24 protein-coding genes and 1 pseudogene are annotated in these 24,073 nt (G+C 40.9%); 19 read left to right on the top strand and 6 right to left on the bottom strand.

Annotated elements, in window-relative coordinates:
- The first annotated feature begins 14 nt into the window (after window positions 1–14).
- Together ACFQWC_RS05780 and ACFQWC_RS05775 are read left to right on the top strand one after the other, a co-directional pair.
- A complete protein-coding gene (locus ACFQWC_RS05780) occupies window positions 15–839 on the top strand; it encodes an EcsC family protein (RefSeq protein WP_377106417.1) in 825 nt (274 codons plus the stop codon).
- A 323-nt stretch (window positions 840–1,162) separates the two neighbouring features.
- Window positions 1,163–1,876 carry a hypothetical protein gene (locus ACFQWC_RS05775; RefSeq protein ID WP_341356399.1) on the top strand — a complete coding sequence of 238 codons (714 nt, stop codon included), beginning with the start codon at window positions 1,163–1,165 and terminating at the stop codon, window positions 1,874–1,876.
- Window positions 1,877–1,912: 36 nt separating this feature from the next.
- On the opposite strand, the gene ACFQWC_RS05770 is transcribed toward ACFQWC_RS05775, so the two are convergent.
- Both ACFQWC_RS05770 and ACFQWC_RS05765 read right to left on the bottom strand, forming a co-directional pair.
- A complete protein-coding gene (locus tag ACFQWC_RS05770; protein WP_299737027.1) occupies window positions 1,913–2,305 on the bottom strand; it encodes an SET domain-containing protein in 393 nt (130 codons plus the stop codon).
- A gap of 105 nt (window positions 2,306–2,410) precedes the next feature.
- Window positions 2,411–3,724, bottom strand: coding sequence for a D-alanyl-D-alanine carboxypeptidase family protein (locus ACFQWC_RS05765; RefSeq protein WP_341356400.1), 1,314 nt, complete (start codon window positions 3,722–3,724; stop codon window positions 2,411–2,413).
- 261 nt (window positions 3,725–3,985) lie between these two features.
- Between ACFQWC_RS05765 and ACFQWC_RS05760 the strand changes: the two genes are divergently transcribed.
- The gene (locus ACFQWC_RS05760) at window positions 3,986–4,999 is read left to right on the top strand and encodes a S66 family peptidase (RefSeq protein ID WP_377106414.1); all 1,014 of its coding nucleotides are present in this window, start codon (window positions 3,986–3,988) and stop codon (window positions 4,997–4,999) included.
- Window positions 5,000–5,038: 39 nt separating this feature from the next.
- Here the strand turns inward: ACFQWC_RS05760 and ACFQWC_RS05755 are convergent, their stop codons facing one another.
- Window positions 5,039–5,431, bottom strand: a complete 393-nt coding sequence (locus ACFQWC_RS05755; RefSeq protein ID WP_377106412.1) for a hypothetical protein — start codon at window positions 5,429–5,431, stop codon at window positions 5,039–5,041.
- A 152-nt stretch (window positions 5,432–5,583) separates the two neighbouring features.
- Here ACFQWC_RS05755 and ACFQWC_RS05750 point away from each other — a divergent pair, with 152 nt between their 5' ends.
- The 3 genes from ACFQWC_RS05750 (at window position 5,584) to ACFQWC_RS05740 (ending at window position 7,733) form a co-directional block, all read left to right on the top strand.
- Window positions 5,584–6,129 (top strand): GNAT family N-acetyltransferase, encoded by a 546-nt coding sequence (locus ACFQWC_RS05750; RefSeq protein WP_377106410.1) that lies wholly within the window; start codon window positions 5,584–5,586, stop codon window positions 6,127–6,129.
- On the top strand, window positions 6,126–7,142 hold the full coding sequence (locus tag ACFQWC_RS05745; RefSeq protein ID WP_377106408.1) for a serine hydrolase domain-containing protein: 1,017 nt from the start codon (window positions 6,126–6,128) through the stop codon (window positions 7,140–7,142). Before ACFQWC_RS05750 ends, ACFQWC_RS05745 begins: the two co-directional genes overlap by 4 nt.
- A gap of 90 nt (window positions 7,143–7,232) precedes the next feature.
- Entirely contained in the window at window positions 7,233–7,733 is a 501-nt protein-coding gene (locus tag ACFQWC_RS05740; RefSeq protein ID WP_299737037.1) for a CBO0543 family protein, read from the top strand.
- 54 nt (window positions 7,734–7,787) lie between these two features.
- Here the strand turns inward: ACFQWC_RS05740 and ACFQWC_RS05735 are convergent, their stop codons facing one another.
- Window positions 7,788–8,291, bottom strand: coding sequence for a GNAT family N-acetyltransferase (locus tag ACFQWC_RS05735; RefSeq protein WP_341356403.1), 504 nt, complete (start codon window positions 8,289–8,291; stop codon window positions 7,788–7,790).
- Window positions 8,292–8,403: 112 nt separating this feature from the next.
- On the opposite strand from ACFQWC_RS05735, the gene ACFQWC_RS05730 reads away from it, so the two are divergent.
- From ACFQWC_RS05730 to ACFQWC_RS05720, 3 genes and pseudogenes are all read left to right on the top strand, one after another.
- A complete protein-coding gene (locus tag ACFQWC_RS05730) occupies window positions 8,404–8,835 on the top strand; it encodes an HIT family protein (protein WP_299737041.1) in 432 nt (143 codons plus the stop codon).
- Window positions 8,836–8,846: 11 nt separating this feature from the next.
- A complete protein-coding gene (locus tag ACFQWC_RS05725) occupies window positions 8,847–10,088 on the top strand; it encodes an aminopeptidase (RefSeq protein ID WP_299737044.1) in 1,242 nt (413 codons plus the stop codon).
- 121 nt (window positions 10,089–10,209) lie between these two features.
- Window positions 10,210–10,602 (top strand): annotated as a pseudogene (locus tag ACFQWC_RS05720) (VOC family protein).
- Window positions 10,603–10,769: 167 nt separating this feature from the next.
- Here ACFQWC_RS05720 and ACFQWC_RS05715 read toward each other — a convergent pair.
- Entirely contained in the window at window positions 10,770–11,885 is a 1,116-nt protein-coding gene (locus ACFQWC_RS05715; protein ID WP_299737046.1) for an oxidoreductase, read from the bottom strand.
- Between the two features lie 209 nt (window positions 11,886–12,094).
- Here ACFQWC_RS05715 and ACFQWC_RS05710 point away from each other — a divergent pair, with 209 nt between their 5' ends.
- From ACFQWC_RS05710 to ACFQWC_RS05680, 7 genes are all read left to right on the top strand, one after another.
- A complete protein-coding gene (locus ACFQWC_RS05710; RefSeq protein WP_341356405.1) occupies window positions 12,095–12,655 on the top strand; it encodes a glycerol-3-phosphate responsive antiterminator in 561 nt (186 codons plus the stop codon).
- A gap of 182 nt (window positions 12,656–12,837) precedes the next feature.
- A complete protein-coding gene (locus ACFQWC_RS05705) occupies window positions 12,838–13,668 on the top strand; it encodes an MIP/aquaporin family protein (RefSeq protein WP_299737050.1) in 831 nt (276 codons plus the stop codon).
- 18 nt (window positions 13,669–13,686) lie between these two features.
- The gene (glpK, locus tag ACFQWC_RS05700; protein WP_299737053.1) at window positions 13,687–15,177 is read left to right on the top strand and encodes a glycerol kinase GlpK; all 1,491 of its coding nucleotides are present in this window, start codon (window positions 13,687–13,689) and stop codon (window positions 15,175–15,177) included.
- A 174-nt stretch (window positions 15,178–15,351) separates the two neighbouring features.
- Window positions 15,352–17,016, top strand: a complete 1,665-nt coding sequence (locus tag ACFQWC_RS05695) for a glycerol-3-phosphate dehydrogenase/oxidase (protein ID WP_299737055.1) — start codon at window positions 15,352–15,354, stop codon at window positions 17,014–17,016.
- A gap of 367 nt (window positions 17,017–17,383) precedes the next feature.
- Window positions 17,384–18,268, top strand: coding sequence for an SDR family oxidoreductase (locus ACFQWC_RS05690; RefSeq protein ID WP_341356406.1), 885 nt, complete (start codon window positions 17,384–17,386; stop codon window positions 18,266–18,268).
- Between the two features lie 136 nt (window positions 18,269–18,404).
- Window positions 18,405–18,830 (top strand): NUDIX hydrolase, encoded by a 426-nt coding sequence (locus ACFQWC_RS05685; RefSeq protein ID WP_299737059.1) that lies wholly within the window; start codon window positions 18,405–18,407, stop codon window positions 18,828–18,830.
- Window positions 18,831–18,884: 54 nt separating this feature from the next.
- Window positions 18,885–19,328 (top strand): DUF4064 domain-containing protein, encoded by a 444-nt coding sequence (locus ACFQWC_RS05680; protein ID WP_299737061.1) that lies wholly within the window; start codon window positions 18,885–18,887, stop codon window positions 19,326–19,328.
- Window positions 19,329–19,645: 317 nt separating this feature from the next.
- On the opposite strand, the gene ACFQWC_RS05675 is transcribed toward ACFQWC_RS05680, so the two are convergent.
- A complete protein-coding gene (locus ACFQWC_RS05675) occupies window positions 19,646–19,741 on the bottom strand; it encodes a putative holin-like toxin (RefSeq protein WP_253275457.1) in 96 nt (31 codons plus the stop codon).
- A gap of 259 nt (window positions 19,742–20,000) precedes the next feature.
- On the opposite strand from ACFQWC_RS05675, the gene ACFQWC_RS05670 reads away from it, so the two are divergent.
- From ACFQWC_RS05670 to ACFQWC_RS05660, 3 genes are all read left to right on the top strand, one after another.
- A complete protein-coding gene (locus ACFQWC_RS05670; protein WP_299737065.1) occupies window positions 20,001–21,098 on the top strand; it encodes a M24 family metallopeptidase in 1,098 nt (365 codons plus the stop codon).
- 112 nt (window positions 21,099–21,210) lie between these two features.
- Window positions 21,211–21,648 (top strand): DUF6376 family protein, encoded by a 438-nt coding sequence (locus tag ACFQWC_RS05665; RefSeq protein ID WP_299737066.1) that lies wholly within the window; start codon window positions 21,211–21,213, stop codon window positions 21,646–21,648.
- A 245-nt stretch (window positions 21,649–21,893) separates the two neighbouring features.
- Complete coding sequence (locus ACFQWC_RS05660) at window positions 21,894–24,053, top strand: DNA topoisomerase III (protein ID WP_299737068.1); 2,160 nt, start codon at window positions 21,894–21,896, stop codon at window positions 24,051–24,053.
- The last annotated feature ends 20 nt before the right edge of the window (window positions 24,054–24,073 follow it).

Here is a 24,073-nt window from a genome sequence, read left to right as displayed (position 1 = left end):
GAGGAGGCTGTTATATGCATGAAACAGAAACAAGGGAAGCTCTTTTACGGGAACTGGAAGTGGTAAATAAATGGGCTGATGATCAAAAAGGGTTATGGTTTTGGGAGAAGCTCGGCCGTATTCCCTTTATGATCCTGGACCGGATCACTCCTCAAATGGTACATAACAAGATCGGACAAGCATTGGATGAAATAGGAAGCTACATACAAAAAGGCGGAAGCTACCTTACAAGTGAGAAAGAAGTCGTTAAGCGATTTACTAAGAAAACAGCCAACCCTCATATAATTGTAAGTGATATTTCCAAGCTGCCCCTTACAGAAATGGATGAAGTAAGCGGAGGGATAGTGGACATGAGAAAGAAGGTTGCAATGACCCAGGGGGCGACTACCGGCATCGGTGGTTTCCTAACGCTAAGTATTGATATTCCTTTCATCCTCGGCATATCCCTTAAGACTCTTCAGGAGATTGCCATATGTTACGGGTACGATCCGAATGATCAGCAGGAGCGTATTTTCATAATTAAATGCTTACAATTCGTTTCTTCGGATATTGTCGGGAAGCAAGCAATCCTTCAGGAACTATCGGACTTTAACAAAAAGGATATGCAGAAGAGAGAACAAACCCTATCCCAGCTTCAAGGCTGGAGGGAAGTTATGACCAGCTTCCGTGACAACTTCGGCTGGAAAAAACTATTCCAAATGATTCCCATCGCAGGAATTCTCTTTGGCTCCTTCATCAACAAATCCATGATCGCAGACATAGGAGATGCCGGCCGTATGCTCTACCGTAAAAGACGGATCCTGGAGAAGATTGAAGAGGGACGGACCTCTGAAATTTAATCTTTCTGGAGAAAAGGCTAAATATCAATATCTTTTTACATGATGAATGCAGATCAGAGGTCCGTCCCTCTGATTTTTTTTGGATGTCATTTTACTGGAAATTTATACTAAGATAAGAGAAATACTTGGGGATGCTTATTTGGTTATGAATATAAATGGTTATACGATAGTTGAAGATATTTTGAGAAATTGGGGGAGGAGACTAATTCCTGGAGTGGAGTGGTTTTATTTGGCTTATATGTTTGTGAAAGAGCAAAGAGATGTTTCTCCTGTACTTCATATATCCAGCAAATCTAAAATGATAGTTCTTCAAGGAGGTTCCAATGAAAAATAAAAAGTGGTTTTTTTATCTTATCTTGCTTTCCCTTGTGATCCCTAGTTGGTATTTCTACCAGAAGGTGCCTGACCGCACCTATGAGGGTATGACGATCATTCCTGAAGAACATGAAGATATACCTTTATATGAAGGCTTGGAACCGACAATGAGCGATTATAAAATGAATGGCGATCATTGGGTTGGTATTTATGATTTTTATCTCGATGCACTTCCAAAATTGGGTTGGGAGGTAAGTGAATTAGGTTCAGCTCTTGATGATCAGGATGCTGAAAATGATTGGGGCGGCTTTTATTCTACCTGGAGAAAAGAAGGATTTGATGGAGAATTATCTATCTCATCCCATTTTAATCAAGAGGAAGACTATACAGAAGTCATATTTGACAAACACCCTATTTATCAGTCATCTGTTTGGATAGATGGGCCTCCAAAAAGCGCATGCGTTTATATTGATTCTGGTAATGAATCCTGCCGGGCAATCAATGATAAAGAGATCATTCAGTCTTTAATGGATTATATTAATGATGGCATTGATTGGGATGATCAATCAACCGAACCGCGTTCCAATAAGAAAACTTATCAGTTTGATGATATAAAAGTTGAAGTCCTTTACGAAGGAGATAAAGAAATCTATTTAAAATCAGATAAAGGTACAAAACTAATGAAACCAGAACCTGAATTCTTGAAAATCATTAGTCAGTAAGGCAAAAGGGACCTCCAATTGGAAGTCCCTTTCATCTTATTCCTCTTCGTTCTTATCTTTATTAAACCAAAGCGGTTCATCATTATCCACTTCGCCATTATAATTAATGAGCAATTCTTCGCCAGCTTGAATGTCTTTGTAGGCATAAAAGTCGAAGGTATGGTTATCGAAATTTATCTCGTAAGTTGTATTTGGTGTATATGAATGGTTAAACAACATTCCGTATCCTAAGAGAAGTGCTGTGTGATTGATTCCGTATTCAAATACATAATCCGCCAGGAAGGTTTTTTCAATATGTTCATGTTCCTCATTGGGATAGGGGATGACTGGTGCTTCATGAACCAGCTCTCCTTTGGCTATATCTCTTTTTGCAAAAACGCCGCGATTAAGATCACCGTCACTAAGAGATGATATTTTCACTTCGATCATTAGGCCACCTTCTTTCTTAATCCTTTAACTTAGTAAGCTTGACACGAACTGGATAGAAAAGCAACACTAAATCTTTAACAGCTCTATAAGAAGTCGACTACTTCCTTAAAATAAATTACCAATGAACTCTTGAATGCTACGTGCACTACGTACAAGCCAGCTTGCCTTATCAACTGATTCAGCTGCAATAACATCCACTTTATAGGATTGACGTTTTTCATCTAAAATATATTCTTCTTTATTTGGATTCTCAATTCTCAACTCTCCAATTTTTTCTCCTTTTTCAATCGGAGCTTGGAGTGAACCATCTTTGTTTAGCTTATTTTCGTCTAAATTCAATGAAGTTTCAATTTTGTCTAAATCCTCTTTGTTTACTCGAATGGAGAGGGGCTTGTCTATTTTAATCACAACTTCTTGTTCTTTACCATCTGGAACGTTTAAGGTATGTTCCTTTTTCTTTTCAATATCATTTAAGCTGTACTTCACCGTTTCAAATTCATTAAATCCGTAATCCAACAGTTCTGTCGTTTGAGTAAAACGCTCTGCACTGCTAGGCTGTCCATATTCATCCTTAGCATCTAAAATAACGGAAATATATCGGACTCCATCACGCTCTGCTGTCCCTGTAAAAGTGGAACCGGCAAAGGGAGTGGTACCTGTCTTTAAACCATCTGCACCTTTATAATAATATGCTTTCTCTTTTAAAAGGCCATTTGTGTTTTTCATGACCAGCTCTTCATCTGTACCCGGTCTAAATACTTTGGAAGAGAGACCTGATGTCTCCAATACTTCCGGAAAATCATGAATGAGGTAATACGCCAAAGTGGCCATATCTTCAGCCGATACCATGTTTTCATCATTCACATCGGTTCCTTTTGGAAACATGCCGAGCATATCATAGTTACTTAGACCGGAAGAATTAACAAATTGATAATTTTCAAAGCCGAGTTCCTTCGCCTTTGCATTCATCCTCTTTACAAATTCACCTTCGGAACCTGCTACAACTTCGGAAAGAGCAATCGCTGCACCATTTCCAGATTTGATCACCATGGCATCATACAATTCCCTTACCGTATACTTTTCGTCCGCTCTTAAGGGGACATTACTCAGTCCAGGTGCATTCGCTAATTGATAGACTTTGTCGCTTACTTTATACGTTTGATCCCATTTTATTTTTCCTTCTTGAATGGCTTCTAACACAAGGTATTCTGTCATCATCTTCGTCATGCTGGCAATCCCGAGGAGCTGATCTTCGTGTTCCTTATACACAATCTTACCTGTATCTGCTTCCACTAAAATCGCAGCATCTGCATTTATATCTAAATTTGTCTTACCATGCGCCGTTTGCTGAAAAGGCGTCATAGCCATAAAGGATATCATCAAAACCGATAGGCTTCGCTTCATCGCATTCTTCTTCAAACCAATACCTCCACAACCTAGTTTACACAACCAAATTATTTTACCACACAAACCACATAAACGCCCCCAAACCCCAAAACCTTTTCAAATCGTTCATATTATTGTAAAAATGAGGGACGGACCTTTCTTTTTGGAGAATCCTTATTTTATAGAAGGATGTGGCAGGGAGAGGTCCGTCCCTCTTTTCGTAACTGGAAAATAATTCTTGCTCCAAATCTTCCAATCTGGTAAAATCATCTAAACCGTTTGGAGGGAAAGACTATGATCACATACCCACTACTAAAAAAAGACGCAACCATAGGCGTGACCGCTCCTTCATCAGGAGTTCCTCAAGAACTGCATGATATGTTCAAGCAATCCATCACTAAAATGGAGAGTAAAGGCTACTCCGTAAAATGCGGAGAGACTGTATGGACGCAGCATAAAGCGAAATCTTCCCCTGCCCAAGATAGAGCAACAGAATTGAACCAGATGATGCAGGACGAAAAAATCTCCCTAATCATCCCACCATGGGGCGGTCAACTACTCATAGAGATCCTTGACCTCATTGACTATGAAAATATCAAACCGAAATGGCTGCTGGGTTATTCCGACACGAGTGTGCTATTACTGGCACTAACATTAAAAACCGGAATCGCCACTGCACATGGAACCAATCTTGTTGATTTAAGGGGGGAATACTCAGATCCAACGACGGTACAATGGGAATCCGTTCTCTCAACGAAAGAAGGATCGTCTGTTATTCAGCATTCATCCCAGCACTACCAAAAAGAATGGAATCACGACAAGCCTTCTCCAACAATTTTTCACTTAACAGAGCCAACAGTTTGGAAAGCTGCAGGGAAACAAGATGTTAAGGTAAATGGCCGTCTACTCGGAGGCTGCATAGATGTCATCAGGCACTTGATAGGAACCCCTTATGGTAATATAGCAGATTTTAGAGAGAAGCATATAAAGAATGAACCCATCCTCTGGTATTTTGAAAACTGTGAATTAAACACCGCTGATCTGCGCCGTTCACTTGTGCAGATGAAATTAGCTGGCTGGTTCGACCATTCTTCTGGAATTCTGTTTGGAAGAAGTGATAGCAATACGCCTGTTGGTGATTATACGATTGAAGATGTCTACCAAGAGCTATCAGACGAGCTGCAGATTCCGATCGTGTATGATATTGACTGTGGCCATCAGCCTCCTCAAATTACTTTTATCAATGGAGCATATGGAGAGGTAGAAGTCTCAGGTGGAAAAGGAAAAGTCATTCAAACATTCAAATAACCAATAAAAAAACGTCCCACTCCAGGACGTTTTTTCTGCCTACTTCTTCATAACATTATACCGCTTTTCATTCATCATCCACATGATGTATCCCCATAGCCATCCACCTGCTACACAGCATGCAAGCAAAAGGGGAAGGTAGTCTCTAATCACTACATACAGAATCACTGAGAATATTAATCCAGTAATCAACGACCCATGTACAACTGAAAAGAACCATTTACCCATTTCTCTAATGGTTTCCCAACGTCTCCAGTAGTCGCTACCCGGTTCCCTGCTATTAATAAAGAAAACGCAGGCATTCATAAAAAAGATAAGGCTGATGGCCAAATACATGTAGGATTTCGGGTCTAACCAAAACACTAGGAAATTAATCATAGAAGTGAAGGAGAACATGATATATATAAGTTTATTTTGTTTTATTTTATCCATTTCAGCGCCCCCAATCTTATGTATTATATCAAACACCTTTGTATATCGACCAACAAATTCCAATATATTAAAGGAAATTCCCTACAGCTTCTAGAAGACTAATGGTGGTCAAGATAAAGTTACCATTCAAAAAGGATAAAGGAGCAATCAACATGTTTACCTATAAACTAAACGACGAATTAGAATTAAGACTTCTCGATATACAGGATGCTGAACGAATCCATGAACTGACTGATCAGTCCAGATCCTATCTGCGCGAGTGGCTTCCATGGGTGGATTACTCAAAATCGGTTGATGATTCAAAGGAATTTATTAAAGGTACACGTATAGGCTTCGCGAATAATAAGAGCTTAGCTACTGGCATCATTTATCAAAATGAAATAGTAGGAGTAGCAGGATTCAACGTTCTTGATTGGTCGAACAAAGTGGCGTACATCGGCTATTGGCTAGGTGAAGGCTACCAAGGAAAAGGGATTATGACGACAGTTGCAAGGGGACTGACGAAATACGCATTTGAATACTTAAAAATGAATAAAGTCGAAATAACCGCTGCAGAATTCAACCAACGCAGTCGAGCAATACCAGAGCGTCTTGGTTTCAAGGAAGAAGGGAAGCTGAGGCAAAGAGAATGGATTTACGATCATTTTGTAGATCACATTGTATATGGGATGCTCGCAGACGAGTGGAAGAAGTCTTGAAACAGGCCGTACAAGGACCACTAAAGGAATTGATCTCCTGGGTTGAAGACATTAAACTTAAAAACGGGAGTTCTGCTGCATCCCTATATGTAATAAAAGATAACCAGGTCGTTTTGGAGCATTATAGCGGCAGGTACTCCCACGAAAAAAATGCAACTCAAATCACAAAAAAGTCTCAATTTAATGTAGCTTCTGCCCGTAAAAGCTATTTAGGCCTTACGGTTGCCTACGCTTTACAAGATAAATATATCTCGAGCCTAGATGATCCCATTATTCAGTATTTTCCTGAGTTTGAGAAGGATTTGTTCAAAGACACAACGATCCGTCATCTTGTAACTCATTCCCACGGACTCGATTCCGATGAAAATGGATACATATTTAGGGAATTCAAGCCAGGTACCAGCTGGGCATATCGTAACGTGGGTGTGGACATAATGACAAAATTAGTTCACCGACTGTATGGGAAAGGTTACCCGCAACTTTTAAACGAGAGGGTTTTTACACCATTGGGGTTCAGTGAAACGGGATGGAGAACGGAACCAGATGAAAATTTTGTACCTATCATCGACCACATTGATAAACCTGCACTACCTGGACTGGGGGCAGCTTCAGATGGAACGGAGAAGAATTTATTTGTATCTCCCAGGGAATTTGCTCTCTGGGGGCAGCTACATGTTCAGAAAGGCATGATGAATGGAAGACAAATCGTTCCCTCTAAAGTAATTGAGACTGCCACTTCCATTCAAAATGTTTCGTATTCTGACTCCACCATTCCTGAGAACGGTCTGTTTTGGTACGTTCAAGACGTTCCAAGGGATAAAAGTGAATTGGGGGAGAGGGTACCTTCAGGATCTTATCAAATATTAGGTGTCACCGGTCCAACGATTCTTGTCATTCCCGCTTATAATGTGGTGGTGTCAAAAATGTATAACAAGCGATACAACTATGGAGGAGACCAATACCTTTATTATTTAAGGGAGTTTAGTAATAAAGTGGCTGATTTATTTTCCTGAAGAATAGTACAATCAATAGTCAGGAATGCATTTCCAAATATTTGGTAATACTAATGTCTATATTATGAGTCGGGTAATGGGGGGGATCCCATGTTTCATATTGTAGTCATTGTAGTGATTATTCTCAGTTCCTTGAAGTGGGGATCCTGGAATAGATGGAAAGAATTTCTGCCCACGATCTATTATTTCAGTTTTTTCAATATGTTTTATCAGTATATCAGCTACACCATGAAGGCAGTTTGGGAATTAGATGGATTTTTCATCAATATGTTCGTGACGGATTCTCTTTACACCATGGTCACTTATCCTTGCCTTGTGGTTCTATTTTTAAGCCACTATCCAGAAGAAACCAGGATGAAAATCCTCTATTATTTGAAATATATTGCTACCTCCACCTTGATTGAATGGGCAGCTGGAAAAATGGATTTCATTGAATATTTCGAAGGCTGGAATCTTTGGTGGACCATTCTGTTTTATTTCATAATGTTTCCCATGCTGCGCCTTCACTTCAAAAATCCTGCTCGGGCATTGGTACTTTCAGTCTTTGTCATTGCGTTTCTACTTATTAGCTTTGATTACGATGTACTATAAAAAAACGGTGAATCCACACTTCTGGATTCACCGTTTTTTAATATGATAAGAAAATTATAAGAACAAAACCATCAATTCTTCATCAAAATATTCATCGTTATATTTCAACGCCCGCTTTTCTGTCCCGTATGGCTTGAATCCACAAGAGTGATAGAGCCCCTTCGCTGTTTCATTGGTTGTTACAACAGTAATCATAACTTGTTCAATGCCATCTTCCGTTTTTGCTTGAGTGATGGCAGCTTGAAGCAGCCCTCTTGCGAACCCTTTCCCTCGAAGGGCAGGGGAGACATACATGGCAAAGATAGAAGCTTTATGCTTCATTTTTAAAGCACCTTCCCGTACGAGGGTCACCGCTCCGACTAGTTTCCCGTCATCAAAGCATCCAAACGTGTAGTTGCCATTTTGCACAAGTCTCTCGGCTGTCACTTCAATTGGATTGGTACGGGCAATGGCCTCTTCATAGCTGCTTCCGAAGCTTGAAGGACTCTGCTGCAACATTTCCAAACGAAGCTGCCAATAAGCTTCGGCATGTTTTTCATTGAGTAATTGAATTTCCATTATTTTCTGACCTTCTTTCTGTTCCATGATATGATGGAAGGAGATTTTATTTTAGCTATTCAAACAGAATTCGACATGATTGATGGAATCCCTTTAAATTGGAGGTATATGTATGGAAGATTGTCTCGGCTGCCGCCTTGCAAATGAAAAAGAGAGAGTATTTATCATATACGAAAATGATCATGTGGCCTGCTTTTTGGACCATGTCCCGCATCACCCCGGACATACCCTGATCCTCCCTAAACGACACAAAGTGGAAGTAACGGAAATCAGTGAAGAAGAAAGCCTCTCCGTAATGAAGGCTACACAACTAGTTGCACAAGCCATTCAGGCTCTATATGAACCAAATGGCATTACCATCTGCCAAAATGGAGGCATATACAACGAATTAACTCATTATCATATGCATGTTATCCCTCGTAATGAGGAAGCGGAAAGATTCGGAGACTTATTCTATGGTGAGGCCGACGTTGTATCATACAGTGAATCCCTGGAAGAAACCCAGAAGAAAATGAAAACCTTCATAAGTAGATTACTAGAATAGGAGTAAATAATATGACGTTCAATAAAGATTTCGATGAAAAATTAAAACAATACGCTGAGCTCGCCATTAAAGTGGGAGTAAATGTTCAGCCTGATCAGCTCTTATGGATTTCTGCACCACTCGGAACTGAAAAATTCGTACGCATTGTTGTAAAAGAAGCATATCTTGCCGGAGCAAGAAATGTACATGTTCAATGGTATGACGAGGAGATCATGAGAACACATTATGAATTGGCGCCGGATGATACATTTTATGAATATCCGAGCTGGCTGTCTGCTGCTCATGAGTGGGTTGTGGACCATAAAGGAGCATTCCTGCAAATAGAAGCCAATGACCCGGATCTGCTGAAAGGAATAGATCCCGAACGGATCCTTAATTTTGAAAAAGCAAGTGGAGACGCCCTTGACCGTTTCTATGAAGCAATCGAAAAAGATCAAATCAGCTGGTCGATCGTCGCCATCCCTTCACAGAAATGGGCCGATAAAGTCTTTCCTGACTTGTCCGAGAAAGAGAGAATCACAAGCCTTTGGGACCGTATCTTCACATCCGTCCGCATCGATCATGAAGATCCCGTCCTCGCTTGGCAAACACATATCCAAACTCTGACCAACAAAGCAAGAGAACTCAATGACTTAAAGCTTGAAAGCCTGCACTACCAATCGGAAGGAACGGACCTAATCATAGAACTCCATGAAGACCACCTGTGGCTGACGGGGGCGAGCAATACACCACAAGGAACACATTTCATTGCCAATATGCCGACAGAAGAAGTCTATACTGTTCCTGTGAAAACCGGAGTCAATGGCACAGTTACAAGCACCAAGCCACTGGCGTACAATGGCAACGTCATTGAAGACTTTACCCTTACTTTTGAGAATGGAAAAATTACGACTGTAACAGCAAGAAAAGGAGAGGAAATCCTGAAAAAATTGATTCTAACAGATGAAGGAGCAGCCTACCTTGGAGAGGTGGCACTTGTTCCACATCAGTCACCTATCTCTGATTCTGGCGTTCTCTTCTTTAACACCTTATTCGATGAAAATGCATCCAATCATCTAGCGATCGGTTCCTCTTATCCAACGTGCATAAAGGATGGAGAGATATTATCTGATGAAGAACGGGAAGCTAAGGGACTTAATGAAAGTGTAGTTCATGAAGATTTCATGATTGGATCAGCCCAAATGAATATAGATGGAGTGTGTCGTGATGGAAGGAAGATTGCTATTTTCCGTAATGGGAACTGGGCTATCTAAAGAAAATAGCCAGCTTGAGTCGATTTGATTGTGCTGGCCATTCCACTCTTAAAATATTATTCTTTAAGCCATTAATCCCACTTTACATTTAAGTCTAATTCAATAGTAAAGGAGACAAACCATGATTTATGAAATGACCGTACAAGTCCGAGTAACCGATATGCAAGAAGGACAGAAATGATATGAAACTTTATTAAATCGGACTCCTGATTTCATCCCCCACGACGGATTCGCAGAATGGGAACTCATTCCCGGCTGTTGGCTCCAAGTAGCAGAAGGTACTCCTTCCCTTAATTCTGGTCCGATTCGGTTAGGCGTCCAATCGATCGATAGGGAACGGGAAAGGCTGATATCTCTCCTCGGAATTGATTCCTTTGACATCCATGATCGAGAAGAAGTCCCAGTGAAGTGGACAACCTTTAATGATCCATGGGGTAATGGAATCGGTATGTTCGAGTATCACAGTAAAACTGAAATGCAAGCCCGTATCCAGTCCCTTTTAGGAAAGAAGTAATAAGTTCCCGCTATCAAGATTTTGCGGAACAATTCATCACCCTATTTGATAAAAAAGAAGACATCGGCTTGCAGATCCTATCGATGTAAAATTATTAACTTACTTCTGACTTAAACCACGAAAAGAAGAACCCTTCGTGTCGGTAAAGGGTTCTTCTTTTATAATACTTATTCTAAAATGTTCATCTCAAGCTCATGTTTTTTCACATATGCTTGAGGAAGCAAGATTTTTTCAAATTCGAACTCCTCAAAATCCAAGCCTTTTTCAACCTTATTCGGAAGATCCGGATTCGCAAGGGCACTTGTACCTAAGCTGATAAACTCTGCCTGTTCTTTTTGTAGAAGTACTTCTGCTTTAGAGGGATCACGGAGTTGACCATTGGCTATTACCGGTAATTGACTAAAAGAAGTGGCAGCCTCGGCAAGTGTCATGCTACCTTCCCCGAAAGAAGGTTCAGAACCATCTCCATCTGTCGTATGAATGTAATCTAGTTCCGTTTTTCCTAAAGATGTAAAGATGGTCTCTGCAGCGGCTTGACCTTCTGGCCACTTGTAGCTTTGATCAGCCACTTTACCTTGTGAGATTCGAATGCCTACTACAAAATTATCTCCCACAGCACTTCGAACTTCATGGATCACCTCGGTCAAAAGACGCAATCGATACTCGAGGCTTCCTCCGTATTCATCTTCTCTATGGTTCAGATAATCAGTCAAGAATTGATCCAGTAAATAGCCATTAGCACCGTGAATTTCTACACCCTCAAACCCTGCTTCCTTGGCATTCAGAGCACTTTCTACAAAAGACTTCTTGACAGCCTCTATATCTTCAATCGTCATCTCCCCGGGCACTGGGAAGGATCCGGATCCCCCATAAAATCCAAGCTGATCACCCTTTGGGGCAACGGCAGAAGGTGCCTTCGTTGTATCTTGATAAGCATTACCTTGACTTTGCCCCCCGGCATGCATAAGCTGTGCAATCATCAAAGATCCATGATTATGAACCGTTTTTACAATTTTTCTCCATGCTTCGGTTTGCTCTTTATCTACAATGCCAGGCTGGTTTAAATATCCCTGGCTGTATTGTTTGTCTGTGTAAATGCCTTCTGTAATGATGACTCCGAAACCGCCTTTTGCGAAGCGTTCATAATACTTTTCCATCGTTTCATTTGCCACGCCATTTTCATCCGCACTCACCCTTGTCATGGGTGCAACGATGAACCGATTCTTTGTCAAGCTGGCACCGAGGTTTCCTTTTGAAAATAGTCGATTATATAATGAACTCATTTTAAACACTCCTTTTATTGAAAACTTACCAATGATTATAATCATCCATCAGCGAGAAATCGAATTTTACGCCTGATGAATGTGCCAGTACCAAACAATGTAATATTGTGGTAAAATCATTGAGACTCTCACGAAAACATAAGGTATTTGTGATATAATTTCTCCTTGTGAAAAACCCCAATTAAAATAGTAAGGGAGGGAATAAGAAGGTGAGTTTTGAAGGTCAAAAGATATTACCTGCCATCCGGTCCATGAAGGATTTTGATAAAATGCTTGAAACCTCTTTCCAGTACGGTGTGTTCCTCGATCTCCATGTTGGAATGCTGAAAAGTGTATTCGATTACGCTCGAAAAGAAAAGCGGAAAATGTTCCTGCATTTAGACCTGATCCACGGACTATCCAGTGATGAATATGCGACTGAATATGTCTGTCAGGAAATCAAACCCTATGGCATTATATCCACTAAAGGAAATGTCATAAAAAAAGCACGGCAAAAAGGTGTTTATGCCACTCAACGAATGTTCGTGATTGATTCAAGTGCAATGAATCGAAGCATTGAACTTATACATAAGACAGATCCCGACTTTATTGAAGTGCTGCCTGGGGTGGTTCCAAAGATCATTAAGGAAATTGGGGACAAAACGGGTAAACCCATTTTTGCAGGAGGGCTAATTGATACGGTTGAAGAGGTGGAAGCTGCCCTCGAGGCTGGAGCCAATGCTATTACAACCTCTGATCGCGCTTTATGGAAACATTTTGATTCTAAATAATATTGTCGAAAAACGTGTTGACAACGTTTTCATTCTGGAGTAACATAATGAACAAGTTAATACATTGTGAAAGAGATTAAGAGACTCACGCGAAGTGCCTTACATATAGGGGCATCTTCCGTGAGTCTTTTTGTTTTTAATCCATAATGAATCTTAATCCATAATGAAAAGAGGGAACGAACATGACTGCATTTTTAGGAGAAGTGGTCGGAACAGCTTTACTCATCATTTTCGGTGCAGGAGTTTGTGCAAATGTGAATCTTAAGAAATCATTTGCTTATAACGCCGGCTGGATAGTGATCACATTCGGTTGGGGATTGGGTGTCGCCATGAGTGTATATGCTGTTGGAAAGTTTAGCGGGGCCCATTTAAATCCAGCTGTTACGCTTGGACTAGCGTTTAATGGAGATTTCCCTTGGAGTGATGTTCCTCAGTACATCATAGCCCAAATGATTGGAGCGATCATTGGAGCAACGATCACATTCTTACACTTCTTGCCCCACTGGCATGCAACGAAAGATCCAGGTGTGAAATTAGGTGTATTTGCTACAGGACCGGCGATTCCACACTATTTTTCGAATTTATTAAGTGAAATCATTGGAACTTTTGTATTAGTAGTAGGATTATTATCAATAGGAGCGAATACATTTACAGATGGTCTGAATCCATTTATCGTTGGTTTCTTAATTATTGCGATCGGGATATCACTGGGTGGAACAACAGGTTATGCCATTAATCCTGCCCGTGATTTGGGGCCTCGTATTGCTCATTTCTTGCTGCCGATCCCAGGTAAGGGCCCATCTAATTGGGGATATTCCTGGATTCCTGTAGTAGGTCCTGTTTTGGGAGGATCGTTTGGAGGCGTATTTTATAAAGCGATTTTCATTGGACAAGTTACACCAAGTTTTTGGGTAGTCCTAGTTGTTACACTGGCAGTACTCGGGCTTGCTTATGTCAGTGACAGAAAGATCAGCTTAGCACAAAAAGTACATCAGCTATCAACAGATAATTAATTTTTGGAGGGATACTAAATGGAAAAATACATTTTATCATTGGATCAGGGAACGACAAGCTCAAGAGCGATACTATTTAATAAAAAAGGCGAAGTCGCCCATACTGCACAAAAAGAATTTACTCAGCATTTTCCAAAGCCGGGTTGGGTTGAACATAGTGCGAACGAAATTTGGGGATCCATTTTAGCCGTCATTGCAAGCGTTTTATCTGAATCAAGTATTAAACCAGATCAGATCGAAGGAATCGGGATTACCAATCAACGTGAAACAACGGTGGTTTGGGACAAAGAAACGGGGGACCCGGTTTACAATGCAATCGTGTGGCAATCTCGACAAACAGCCGGTATTTGTGATGAGTTAAAAGCACAGGGGCTTAATGATACATTTCGAAATAAGACAGGCCTACTGATTGATGCCTACTTCTCAGGTACGAAGATTAAATGGATCCTTGATAATGTAGAAGGAGCAAGGGAAAAAGCGGAGAAAGGGCAGCTTCTATTTGGGACGATCGACACATGGTTGATCTGGAAAATGTCTGGTGGAAAAGCCCACGTAACGGATTATTCGAACGCTTCCCGTACACTTATGTATAACATTTATGACCTGAAATGGGATCAGGAACTACTCGATATTTTAGGCGTTCCAAAGAGTATGCTGCCTGAGGTCCGTCCCTCATCAGAAGTTTATGCCAAAACGGTACCTTATCATTTCTTCGGCAAGGAGATTCCGATTGCAGGTGCAGCCGGGGATCAGCAAGCCGCAATGTTCGGGCAGGCGTGCTATGAGGAAGGTATGGCAAAGAATACGTATGGGACTGGCTGCTTTATGCTTATGAACACAGGTGAAAAAGCCGTAAAGTCTGATAATGGTTTACTCACAACCTTGGCATGGGGAATTGATGGAAAAGTAGAGTATGCATTGGAAGGAAGTATTTTCGTAGCTGGTTCTGCGATTCAGTGGCTTCGAGATGGCCTTCGTATGCTGAAGGACGCGAAGGACAGTCAGGCGTATGCAGAAAAGGTAGACTCTACAGACGGCGTCTACGTTGTTCCTGCCTTTGTAGGATTAGGAACTCCTTATTGGGACAGTGATGTTCGCGGAGCCGTGTTCGGTTTAACAAGAGGAACATCTAAGGAGCATTTTGTAAGAGCCACCCTGGAATCCCTTGCCTATCAAACGAAAGATGTACTGACAGCGATGGAAGCGGACTCTGGAATCTCCCTCAAGAAACTGAGAGTCGATGGCGGTGCTGTTAAAAATGACTTTTTAATGCAATTCCAAAGTGATATCTTGTCTGTTCCTGTTGAGCGACCGGTTGTAAATGAAACAACTGCATTAGGTGCCGCATATTTAGCGGGATTAGCCGTAGGATTCTGGGATAACCGGGATGAAATATCGAAGCAGTGGAATAAAGACAAGCAATTTGAACCTCAAATGCCCGTTGAAATACAAGGAGAACTATATAACGGATGGAAAAAAGCTGTTAAAGCAACTATGGCTTTTAAATAAAAGGAACGTATGATATACTGATTACAAGTTAATAAATTCGGTTAGAGACCACGAGAGACCAAACCTGCATTATGGAACCATTCACCATAATGTTAGTTTTGGTCTCTTTTTTTATGGTTAAACAATAAGAGTGAGAGTACAGACAATATATAGATACCTGAGGAGGATCCACTTATGACATTTTCAAGTACTGCAAGAAGAGAAGTGAAAGAAACATTAGCCTCAAACCACTTTGATATGATTGTGATCGGAGGGGGAATCACTGGCGCAGGGATCGCCCTCGATGCTTCGAAACGTGGAATGAAGGTGGCATTGGTCGAAATGCAGGATTTCGCAGCCGGGACTTCCAGTCGTTCCACAAAGCTCGTTCATGGCGGATTACGTTACTTAAAGCAATTCGAAGTGAAAATGGTCGCGGAAGTGGGAAAAGAACGTGAAATCGTTTATGAAAATGGACCTCATGTTACGACTCCCGAATGGATGCTTCTACCCCTCCATAAAGGGGGCACATTCGGTAAATTCAGCACATCGATTGGATTAAAGGTGTATGACTATCTTGCTGGAGTAAAGAGAAGTGAACGACGCTCCATGCTTTCTGTATCAGAAACATTGACGAAAGAACCTCTGGTCAAGAAAGAAGGCCTTAAAGGGGGAGGTTACTACGTTGAATATCGGACAGACGATGCCCGTTTAACGATAGAAGTCATGAAAGAAGCGGTTGCACACGGTGCCACTGTCATAAACTATATGAAATCTCAACGATTCCTCTATGAAAATAAGCAAGTAGTCGGAATTGAAGCTGAAGACCTGTTGACGGGGGATTCGTTAGAAATCCGCGGTTCAAAATTCGTCAACGCCGCAGGTCCTTGGGTAGATGATGTACGCGGAAAGGATTACAGTACGAATAATAAACAGCTTCGCTTAACAAAGGGCGTTCATCTTGTCATTGATCAAAGCAAATTCCCACTCCAGCAGGCGGTTTATTTTGATACTCCTGATAAAAGAATGGTATTTGCGATTCCTCGAGATGGCAAAGCTTATGTCGGGACAACCGATACTTTTTTTGATCAGGAAAAATCATCTCCTCATATGACATCGGAGGACAGGGATTATATCTTGGATGCGATCCATTTTATGTTTCCCGATGTCTCCGTGAGTAAAGAGGACGTGGAATCGAGCTGGGCGGGTGTTCGTCCATTAATTTTCGAAAAAGGGAAGGACCCTTCTGAAATTTCACGAAAAGATGAAATTTGGGAAGCGGAAAGTGGATTGATCACCATTGCCGGCGGAAAGCTTACTGGTTACCGTAAAATGGGGGAAACAGTGGTTGATCTTGTATCAAAACGATTAAAAGAAGAAAACAAGAAGAAGTTCCCCGCTTCTTCCACAAAGTATATGCCGATCTCTGGAGGTCATGTAGGCGGATCGAAAAACTTCCAAGCGTATATTGATCAGAAAGCAGCCGAGGCAGTTCAATTTGGATTAACAGAGGAAGATGGAAGAAAGCTAGCAGCCATGTACGGTTCAAACGTGGATCAGCTCTATAAACTTGCACACGCTTATAGTGGAACAATGGGTGATAGGTCCGTCCCTCCTTACTTGTATGCACAACTGATCTATGCAATTCAGGAAGAGATGGCCGCTACCCCTGTTGATTTCTTCATTAGACGAACAGGAGCTTTATTCTTCGATCGTGAATGGGTGGAGAAGTGGAAGGAACCTGTCATCGAGGTGATGGCGAAGCTTCTTAAGTGGAATGCTGAGCAGAAAAAACACTATTCTCTTGACCTGGACAATGAACTGAAGAATGCAGTAGTACCAGTTGACCTTCAGTCATAAGTAAGAAAAAGGCGGAATTTATTTTCTGCCTTTTTTGTTTTTTGCTTTTATCCTTGCATCTACCGTACCGTGAGATTTAAAATTCAATAATTATGCTTACAATTATATAAATATATGAATTTATGCCGAAATCGTCTAAACGTTGCTCTCCATTTCCTGAGAGACCTGTTCATCCCTTTTTAGAGATGTTGAATCAGATATGGGGTTGCTGTAAATTAAGAGTAGAAATTGACACGACTTCCTCGTTAAAAAGGCTGGCTTCAATGGGATGAAGCCAGCCTTTTTCTGTTTTTTTACAGATAAAAAAAGTTGATTAAGACCCATTATTGCTATACTAATAGAAAGAAACTAAATGGAGGAAGCTTATATGAGTCATAAAATAGCTGTTGTAACGGGATCCAATAGTGGATTTGGTTTACTATCTTCGTTGGAACTTGCACAACTTGGGTTTAAAGTGATTGCGACAATGAGAGATCCGGACAAAGGAGAAGAATTGTTACTTCAAGCGAAAAAACTGGGGGTGGAAAAATCCATTGAGATTCAACCATTGGATGTAACGTCTGAAGTATCCATCAGAGCGTTTTCATCTCGCCTAATAGAAATCAGCAGGGTGGACATTCTTCTTAATAATGCAGGGTTTGCAAGTGGAGGATTTGCAGAAGAAGTGACAATCGATGAGTATCGTGATCAATTTGAAACAAACGTTTTTGGTGTAATGAGAATCACTCAGGTTGTTCTCCCTTATATGAGAAAGCAAGGAGAAGGGAAAATCATCAATATGAGCAGCATTAGCGGCAGGATCGGGTTTCCTGGACTCAGTCCTTATGTATCTTCCAAGCATGCATTAGAGGGATACACCGAAAGTCTGAGATTGGAGCTGAAGCCATTTGGCATAGCCGTGCATCTTATCGAACCCGGTTCTTATCAAACGAACATTTGGACATCGGGAAAGAAAGTCACTCCACGCTCGATGCAAAAATGCTCTCCATATTATTCCTACATGAAGGCCATCAACTCAGAAATCCAAGCTAGTGCAGATACACTTGGAGATCCAAGAGAGATTGCTTCTATAGTACGTGAAATAGCCTTAAACAAGAAAAAAGGTTTTAGAATCCCCGTAGGCAAAGGAGTGCGTTTAACACTCTTACTCAAAACCATCCTTCCATGGAGCATACTGGAAAACATAATCCTAAAAAAACTTGGTATGAAAAAGAGCAAAGAGGGGCGGAACTCCATGAGCAAGGCAGAATAATGTCTGAATATAAAGAATATTATTCTTATGAAGGAGAATTTTGTCAAAAGAGAGAATATGCTTAAGGAGACTTTTCCATAAACTCATGGAATTACTGAATGAGTTTGAATCCTTCCACACGAAATGAGGTGATTGATTGAATGAATGGATTGGTTCATCTGCTCTTTGCATCCATGAAGGTCGTTTATTGATGGTGTTACAGGGGAAAGAGGAAGAAGAGAAGAGATGGTCGGTTCCTTCAGGGGGACTGGAAGCGGGCGAATCCCTTCAGGAATGTTGTAAACGTGAAGTTTGGGAAGAAACAGGCTATGATGTTGAAGTGGGAAAACATTTGTATACAAAGTGGGGGAATGAAGGGAGTATTTCTACAAGAATTCATTACTACGAAGTCCAGCTCCTCGGAGGAGAGGCAACCATACAGGACCCTGATCAATTAATACATAAAATCGAATGGTTTTCACTTCAAGAGCTAAAGGACCTGCCCCTGGGATTTCCAGAAGATCATTCCATCCTGGAAGCCTACATGAATAAGAAGCTAGACACTACCCATATAAGGGAATAGTATTGTTTAAGCACAATATATTATAAAGTATGTATCTATAAAGGAGAGAGTAGAATGGTGAAACGAACAGGAGAAGTAGTGATGGGAGTAATCGGAATTATCTTATCCGCATTATTTTCCATCATCGGAATCGTACTTAATTTAGGGATGAGCAATCCTGAGGTCATGTCCCAAATCGAAGAAGGAATGGCGAGTGATCCAAACTTGCAAAATGAAGATATGACAGCAGGTGATATATCTTCCATTATTGAAACGGCTGAATCAATGGGATCTTATCTGGTGATCTTGGGGATTATTGCATCCATTCTTGGTATCATTGCTGTAATGTCCATTGTTAAAAATAAAAAACCAGTATTATCTGGAATCATGTTTATCATCGCTGCGCTTGTCATCGGACTAGGCACGATTGGATTTGGTTTCGTTCCTGGACTTCTGTTTCTCATTGCAGGAATCATGGCGTTTGTTCGCAAACCTAAGAAAACAGACCCTGTATATTAAAAAAATAAAGCTTAGAGATTTTTTCTCTAAGCTTTATTTTTTATTCATATTTAGACTGTTGAATAAATAAAGTAAGATATCCTATAGTATTTTATGTCAGAAGAAAAATTCCTTTTCACCGTAAATTTTGCTTGTACTCATCTTGCTTTCCTCCCGGATTTATACTATCTTAAGAGTAGAGCATAATGATAAAACAAGAGACACTGGCGGCAACCAATGTCTCTTGCTACACAGCAAACTGCAAGGAAAGCAGTGGCCCAATAGAGAAAGGAACATAACTCTACCCTTCAAAGTTTAGGCGCTTCATGAGGGTGGGGTTATTTCTTTTTGTCATTTGAAATAACTACGGCAATGATGGAGACAATTAAAGAGCCAAAGGTAATCATTAGCGTTAACGCCTCATACGTTGTCACTATAAGCACCACCTCCTTCTATAAGGAAGTGGCCACTCCCACCCTACATTCACTGTATGCTTCAAATTATAACACAAACACTCCCCGTACTTTATAGGCAAGAGGTAGGAAAAGCTTCACCCTATCAAAAAAACATATAACCCTATTGAGAACCGTCCCATACAATACGATTATTTAAACTTTCCTCGAAATATGTTAGCATAGATATGCTCATATTAAACGATTACATAACATCACGATACCCGAGGAGGAATACACGATGAAACAGCGTATAAAAATGTTAGAAAACTGGTTAAAGGAAGAGAAAATTGAAGCAGCTTTTATTAATTCAACTGAAAATGTATTTTACTTAACGAATTTCCACACAGATCCACATGAGCGCTTAATGGGGCTTTTTGTATTTCCGGATGCAGAACCATTTGTCGTCGTACCTGGAATGGAAGCACGTCAAGTGAAGGACGCCGGCTGGAACAACGAAGTGATCGGCTACTCTGATCATGAAAACCCATGGGAATTCATTCAGGAAGCCATTCAAAAAAGAAGCATAGATGGAAGCAAGGTTGCTTTCGAGAATGAAGTAGTTACCTATGGCCGCAGTCAATCATTCTTAAACATCTTTGATTCACCCAATGTAGTGAATGTCGAAGACAAATTAAACGAGATGCGCGTAGTGAAGGACGAGAAAGAAATCGAAATCATGCGTCGAGCGGCAAAAATGGCAGACTTCGGGGTAGAAGTAGGTGTAAGTGCCCTCCAGGAAGGCATTACAGAAATGGAAGTTCTTGCAAAGATTGAATATGAATTAAAGAAAAAAGGCATTCGTGAAATGTCGTTTTCTACGATGGTACTATTTGGTGAAAAGGCTGGAGATCCACACGGTAATCCGGGTAATCGCAAGCTGAAAGCCGGGGACTTCGTATTGTTTGATCTCGGCGTTGTCCTTGAAGGCTACACTTCAGATATTACACGTACATTCGCATATAAATCGGTTACAGACAAGCAAAAAGATATCTACAACACGGTTTTAAAAGCAGAACTGGCATCACTAGATGCAAGTAAGCCCGGCAACCGTATTGGGGATCTGGATCAAATCGCACGGGATATCATTACAGAAGCAGGGTATGGAGACTATTTCCCACACCGAATCGGGCACGGTCTTGGGATCAACGTACATGAATTCCCATCAATGAGTCATTTAAATAATGGGATATTAAAAGAAGGAATGACATATACAATAGAGCCTGGTATATACGTACCCGAAATTGGCGGAGTAAGAATTGAAGACGATGTACTTATAACGAAAGACGGGTACGAAACCTTGACCAACTTCCCAAAAGGGCTTCAAATTATTGAATAAGTCGAAACGAGAAGGCTGACGAAAGAGTGTTAGCCTTCTTTTTATGAAATGAAACTTTTACGGAGTTCGTTCGTATGTATAAGGGGAGTAAGTTACAGGAGGATGAATTACATTGAAGAAAACATTAATCATTTTCAGCTTTATAATGCTGGCAGGCTGCGGGATTCTCGAAGAAGCTAATAACAGTTTAACCTATGTGGAGGAAATGACCGATTATCTCAATGAAGCAGAACAATTTGCCAATGACTTCCCTGGACTAGTGGAAAATGCTGCTGCAGACCCATCCACCATACCGACACTTGAAACAAGATTAGAAGACATGAAAACAGAAATACAGGAAATCAATGAACTCACTCCGCCTCAACTGGCAGATAGCATTCACCAAAAAGTGGAAGAATATAACGGGCAAGCGCTAGAAGGAATTGACCGTGCCCTGGTCGAATTAGATAAGGGAGAAGTTCAGATTTCAGAATTGCAAAACCTTGACATCGTAAACACATTTAATCAACTTCAAGATATCAAAGGGAACTTAGAAAATTTAGGACAATAACATGAAGGTGTTACAAATGAGATTTCTTATTTGTAACACCTTTTTACAATAAAATACCATAAAGGACGCAGCTCACTCTTGTAACATTCCTTAGTGGTCCAAAATAAGTACGAACGATCCATTTGTATTAAAATGATTCAAAATTTGACCGATAAAATACAAGTGTGATTTCTCCGGATCTATAGAACAAGAGTTCTAAAAACATGCTATAATAAAGGAATCATAAACATGGACAGGAGAATGTTATGAAAGTCGTAATAGCCGAGAAACCCGACCAAGGAGCAACCCTTGCCAAGCCTTTTCCTCATCGAAAGCGTCAAGGATACATTGAAATACATTCAAACGATGTGTTCCCTGATGGTGCATATATTACCTGGGCTGTAGGACATCTCTTTCAGCTTCAAGCCCCTGAAAAATACGAGAGCAAATGGAAGAAGTGGACATTAGAAGACCTTCCCATCATACCTCTCCGATTTCAATATGAACTTCAACGGGCAAAAGCGAAACAATTCTCAGTCATCAAGGAGCTTCTTAAGAAAAACGAAGTGACGGAAATCATCCATGCAGGTGACGCGGGACGTGAAGGGGAGTTAATCATCCGGAATATCATTTCCATGTCCAGGGTGCAGAAACCGATGAAGAGATTATGGATTTCATCCTTAACAGAGAAAGCGATCCTTCAAGGGTTTACTAGTTTAAGAGAAGAAACGGAAATGCGCAGCCTCTATTATGAAGCCTATTCACGTGCTTGTGCCGATTGGCTTGTGGGAATGAACGCATCAAGGGCGTATAGCATCCTACTAAAGCAACAAGGCATGTCTGATGTTTTTTCTGCTGGAAGGGTTCAAACCCCGACACTCGCTCTGATTGTGAGAAGAGATGAGGAGATAGAGCGATTTAAGAGCGAACCCTTCTGGGAAGTGAAGGCAAGCTTTCAAATCGGTGACCACACCTACGAGGGCATCTGGCAAAAGGATGGGGAGTCGCGAATTCAATCCCGGGAGCTGGCTGAGAAAATCGCTTCTTTTTGTATAAATAAACCTGCAAGCGTAGATGAAATGAAAACAGAACGAAAAGAGTTCGCGCCGCCATTACTATTCAATCTTTCCGCACTTCAAGCGACGGTTAACAAAATGTATAAGCTTTCACCTAAGAAAACACTGGATGTTCTGCAAAAGCTTTATCAGAAGGGCCTTGTATCTTATCCAAGATCAGATTCACAATATGTAACGAAAGGCGAAGCTGAAGCCTTTCCCGAAATATTGTCTAAGCTTAAGGAATTCAGCCCTTACAATAACTGGATCCCTGCACCTCAAGAAAGCTTACTAAACAATAAGCGTTTTGTGAATGAAGCGAAGGTTTCCGATCATTACGCGATCATCCCGACTGAACAGGTAACAGATCCTCAATCTCTATCAGGTGATGAGAAGAAGATTTATGATGTTGTGGTTAAACGCTTTATCGCTGCACATCACGATAAAGCTGTGATTAACTACACAACCATCACCACCGTTGTGAATGGACGGGCTGAATTTGTTTCTAAAGGAAAGCAGATTCTCCAAGAGGGCTGGAGACAGGTTCTGATGCAGAACGAGAAGGAGGATGAACCGCTCCTGCCACCTGTAAAGGAAAAAGACAATGGTGTCGTAAATAGTGTTCAAACGAAGGAAGGAAAAACTCAGCCTCCTAAACGGTACACTGAAGGACAGCTGATTACATTAATGAAAACAGCGGGAAAATATATGGATAATGATGAACTTGAAAAGGTGTTAAAGCAAACAGAAGGTCTCGGAACAGAAGCCACTCGTGCAGGAATTATCACCATGCTTAAAGATCGACAGTATATTGATATTCAAAAGAACATCGTATATCCCACTGACAAGGCAAAGGTTTTAATTCGGGCCATTGGGGAAAATGTGTTAGCCTCAGCAGAAATGACGGCCAAATGGGAGCAGAGATTACAAGCAATAGGCAATGGGCAAGCGTCTGCACCCGAATTCATGGAACAAGTGAAGAAATTAAGCGAACGGCTTGTTCAAAATGCCCTTCAAGATTCTAATACGTGGAATTTCGAGGACCTCGATACAGCTTCCATCCAGCGAGCAAAAGGAAGGAAAGGGAAGAGTGCAGCAAAAACCAGCGTGGGCACATGTTTAAAATGCGGTGGAAAAGTCATAGATAAAGGAAAGTTCTATGGCTGTTCTAATTATCAAAAGACGAAGTGCAGCTTCACTATTTCTAAAACCATACTCTCGAAGCGAATTACGCAAACGATTGTAAAAAAGGTGTTGACCGATGGGAAATCCGATCGCATCGACGGCTTCAAAAAAGGCGAAAAGGAATTTTCAGCTTACCTTAGCTGGGATCCCAACGAAAAGAAAATTCAGTTCCAATTTGATATCTAACCATTTATTAAAAGGTGGTA

The organism is Rossellomorea sp. GCM10028870 (genome assembly GCF_042666755.1).
GTDB lineage: Bacteria > Bacillota > Bacilli > Bacillales > Bacillaceae_B > Rossellomorea.
This window is presented reverse-complemented; position numbering and strand designations above follow the sequence as displayed.